The 3,281-nt window shown below is 62.5% G+C and carries 3 protein-coding genes; all 3 read left to right on the top strand.

Going from position 1 to position 3,281, the window contains the following annotated elements:
* Positions 1–1,583, top strand: a 1,583-nt coding sequence (locus tag Q0330_RS10800; RefSeq protein ID WP_366518328.1) for a tyrosine-type recombinase/integrase, incomplete at its 5' end; no start/stop codon positions are given.
* On the top strand, positions 1,580–2,491 hold the full coding sequence (locus Q0330_RS10795; RefSeq protein ID WP_299478622.1) for a tyrosine-type recombinase/integrase: 912 nt from the start codon (positions 1,580–1,582) through the stop codon (positions 2,489–2,491). The genes Q0330_RS10800 and Q0330_RS10795, both read left to right, overlap by 4 nt.
* The coding region (locus Q0330_RS10790) for a tyrosine-type recombinase/integrase (RefSeq protein WP_299478620.1) at positions 2,488–3,281 on the top strand (794 nt) is incomplete at its 3' end. The genes Q0330_RS10795 and Q0330_RS10790, both read left to right, overlap by 4 nt.

Raw genomic sequence — 3,281 nt, 5'->3', positions numbered from 1 at the left:
TTGGCATAATCATGATGCCTCTGCTCTCAACCGCAGAAGGACACCCCGACATGACATCCCCCTCCAACTCCCACCCCGGCAGCGCGGCAGCCGCCGGGGCTGTCAGCGACCAAGCACTTGTTTCCGGTTATCTTGCGGATAATCCCAACTTGTCTGCTGGCGCGCTCAGCGCCGCCCGGCATTTCCTGAAGTGGGTCGCCGACCGGCATATCGCGATCAGGGATCTTGATACTGCGGCAATCAGTCGTTTTGCGCGACACCGCTGCCTGTGCGGCCGCTATGGCGCCGCGCAGTTGCGGGACCCCGCTTACATCACCGAGGTCCGGAGGTTTCTTCGCTATCTGGAGGACACCGGCCATGTGGCCATTCCAGACGAGGTTGCCCGGCTTGGCCGACATTTGGCCGGCTTTTCCGCGTGGCTTGCTGGCCAAGGCTACGGCAAGGTCACCTACAACTCCCGCATGAGTCAGGCGCGGCATTTTGCGGAATGGGCTCTTCAGCGACGTATTCCGGCCAGCCAAATCGATGTCGACGTGATCGAGCAGTTTGCCCATCACGACTGCCAGTGCGGGATCAAGACCAAACGTGGCAAGCGGGTCGAGGGCACCGGTAATGAGGATCGCCGCCGTGGTGCCCGCGCCTTCGTGTCTTTCCTCAGAGAGGAGGGGGTAATCCCAGTGGCCGTGTCCACGGAACCACCGGCCGATCCAGGCGTCGCCGATTTTGCCACTTGGCTGCGCCGGGAGCGCGGCGCCACGTCCGAGACGATCAGGCGCTATCAGCATGAGTTGGGCCGCTGGCTGATGAAGCTTGGATCGGAACCGCAGGGGATCACCGCTGCGGCCGTCCGCTCGATCGTTTTGGATCAAGGCGATGACCGCTCCCGATCGTCAGTCCGCATGACAATAACAGTCTTGCGCACATTCTTGCGTTTCATGATCGGCGAGGGGTTGTGTGCTCCGTCGCTGCTTCTTGCGGTGCCGTCAGGGGTGCGACGCAGGCTTTCGACCGTCCCAAGGACGATCCCGGCTTCGACCATCGAAGAGATCGTCGCGTCCTGCGGCACAGGCACAGCGGTTGAGGTGCGGGACCGCGCCATCATCCTGCTTCTCGCGCGGATGGCCCTGCGGGCTGGCGATATCTGGCAACTCCGCCTCCGCGACATCGACTGGCGCGCGAGCAGGTTGCGATTGTACGGCAAAAGCCGACGTGGGGTGTTTATGCCTTTGCCGCAAGACGTCGGTGATGCGCTGCTCGCCTATGTCGAAGACGCACGCCCGGTGGTTGCATCCGATGGGGTCTTCTTGCGCGTCCAAGCCCCTTTCACCCCATTTCGCTCATCGGCCGAGATCGCCGGTATCGTCTCTCGAGTCCTTTCCCGCGGCGGCTTCGTCGGCCTGCCGACCGGCGCACATGTGTTTCGGCATTCGCTGGCTTCGACATGGCTGCGCGGTGGGGCGGAACTGGATCAGATTGGGGCCGCGCTGCGCCACGCTTCACGCGACACAACCGCAATCTACGCCAAGGTCGATGTCGATATGCTGAGGGCCGTGGCCCAGCCTTGGCCGGGGTACGCAGCATGATGCATGGCCATGTCGACCGCTACATCAACTTGCATCGCGCCCTCGGAAAGGGGTTTGCCAAACATGAGAAGTCCCTGCGCGAGTTCGCCGCATTTGCTGCTGACCGGACCGATCCGCACGTAACCGCGGCACTAATCCTCGAGTGGGCGGGCAGCGCGACCACGCCCAATTCAGCGCAAGACCGATATGATCAGGCACGCGCCTTCGCGATGTTTCTGCATGCAGAGGACACTCAACACGAAGTTCCAGTGGCAGGATTGTTTGGCCGGTCAAGGCGCCGCCGGCCTGCGCCCCATCTCCTTTCGCAAGACCAGATCAGCAGCATTCTTGCGGAGGCACTACTGGTTCCGGGCCTGACCCCGATCAGCCCGCAGACCTATCACACGCTGTTCGGATTGCTGGCCTCGACAGGTCTGCGCATCTCGGAAGCATTGTCCCTGCGTAGCGACGACCTGACGGAAGATGGCCTCATGATCCGCAAGGGCAAATTTGGCAAGAGCCGCCTCGTCCCTCTTCACGCGTCGACCCGTGCAGCGTTGGAGCGCTATCTCGATCAGCGGCGCGTCGTCCGTGATGCCGGTCATGACCTTTTCGTGCTCGGGCATGGTCACGCACCGACAGCGACGAGAGCACACGTGGTCTTTGTACGGATCGTGCGCAAGCTCGGATACCGCAATCCGACTGGTCGCGGCCCCCGGCTACACGATTTGCGCCATACCTTCGCGGTTCGGTCCCTGGAGACCTGCGGGAACGATCTGCAGTCGATCCTGCGGCACATGAGGGCCCTTAGCACCTATCTCGGCCATGTCGATATCGCCAATACCTATTGGTATCTCGAAGCCACCCCCGTCTTGTTGCAAATGATCGCGGCAAGGGCGGAAGAGACGTGGACCGGGGGTGCAGCATGACCCCGCTCGCGCCGGACCTGTCGGCTTTCCTGCAGAAGCATCTGCCCGATGAGCGTGGCGCCAGCCAACATACCATCGCCGCCTATGCCCACGCGTTCACACTCTTGCTGCGGTTTGCGGCCACACGCCTTAAACGACAGCCTTCTGACCTTGCGATCGAGGATCTCGACGTCAGTCTGATCAGGGCCTTTCTCGAGCACATCGAAGAGGGTCGAGCCAATACCGTGCGATCCCGCAATGCCCGGCTGGCAGCGATCAAGGCGTTTTTCCGCTTCCTTGAACCAAGGCGTCCAGCCTGCCTCGAACAGGCGATGATGGTCAGGGCACTGCCCGTCAAACGGACAGATGTAAAGCTGATCGACTACCTGACGAAGGACGAGGTACGCGCCTTGCTTGCGGCCCCAGACGGCAGAGCGCCGGCTGGGCTGCGTGATCGGGCGATGCTTCATCTGGCCTATGCAGCAGGTTTGCGGGCGTCTGAACTTCTCGCGGTTCGGATGGACGATTTCCCGCGGGGCTCGTTCGCAAACATCCGGGTGCTTGGGAAGGGCCGTCGGGAGCGGGTGCTGCCGCTCTGGAAGGAGACGCAAGCTGCCATTCGGGCTTGGCTGGCCGTCCGTCCCAACGATGTCGGGCCGGAACTGTTCCTGAACCGCGATGGCGGCCCGATGACACGAGACGGTTTCGCCTACCGGCTCCGCCAACATGTTGCCGTGGCAGAACGCGCGACCCCTTCGATTGCCGACAAGCACGTGACCCCGCATGTGCTGCGGCACAGCTGCGCCATGCA

The organism is uncultured Paracoccus sp. (assembly GCF_937873615.1).
GTDB lineage: Bacteria > Pseudomonadota > Alphaproteobacteria > Rhodobacterales > Rhodobacteraceae > Paracoccus.
The sequence above is the reverse complement of the archived record's forward strand: the minus strand, read 5'-3'. Positions and strand labels throughout refer to the sequence as shown.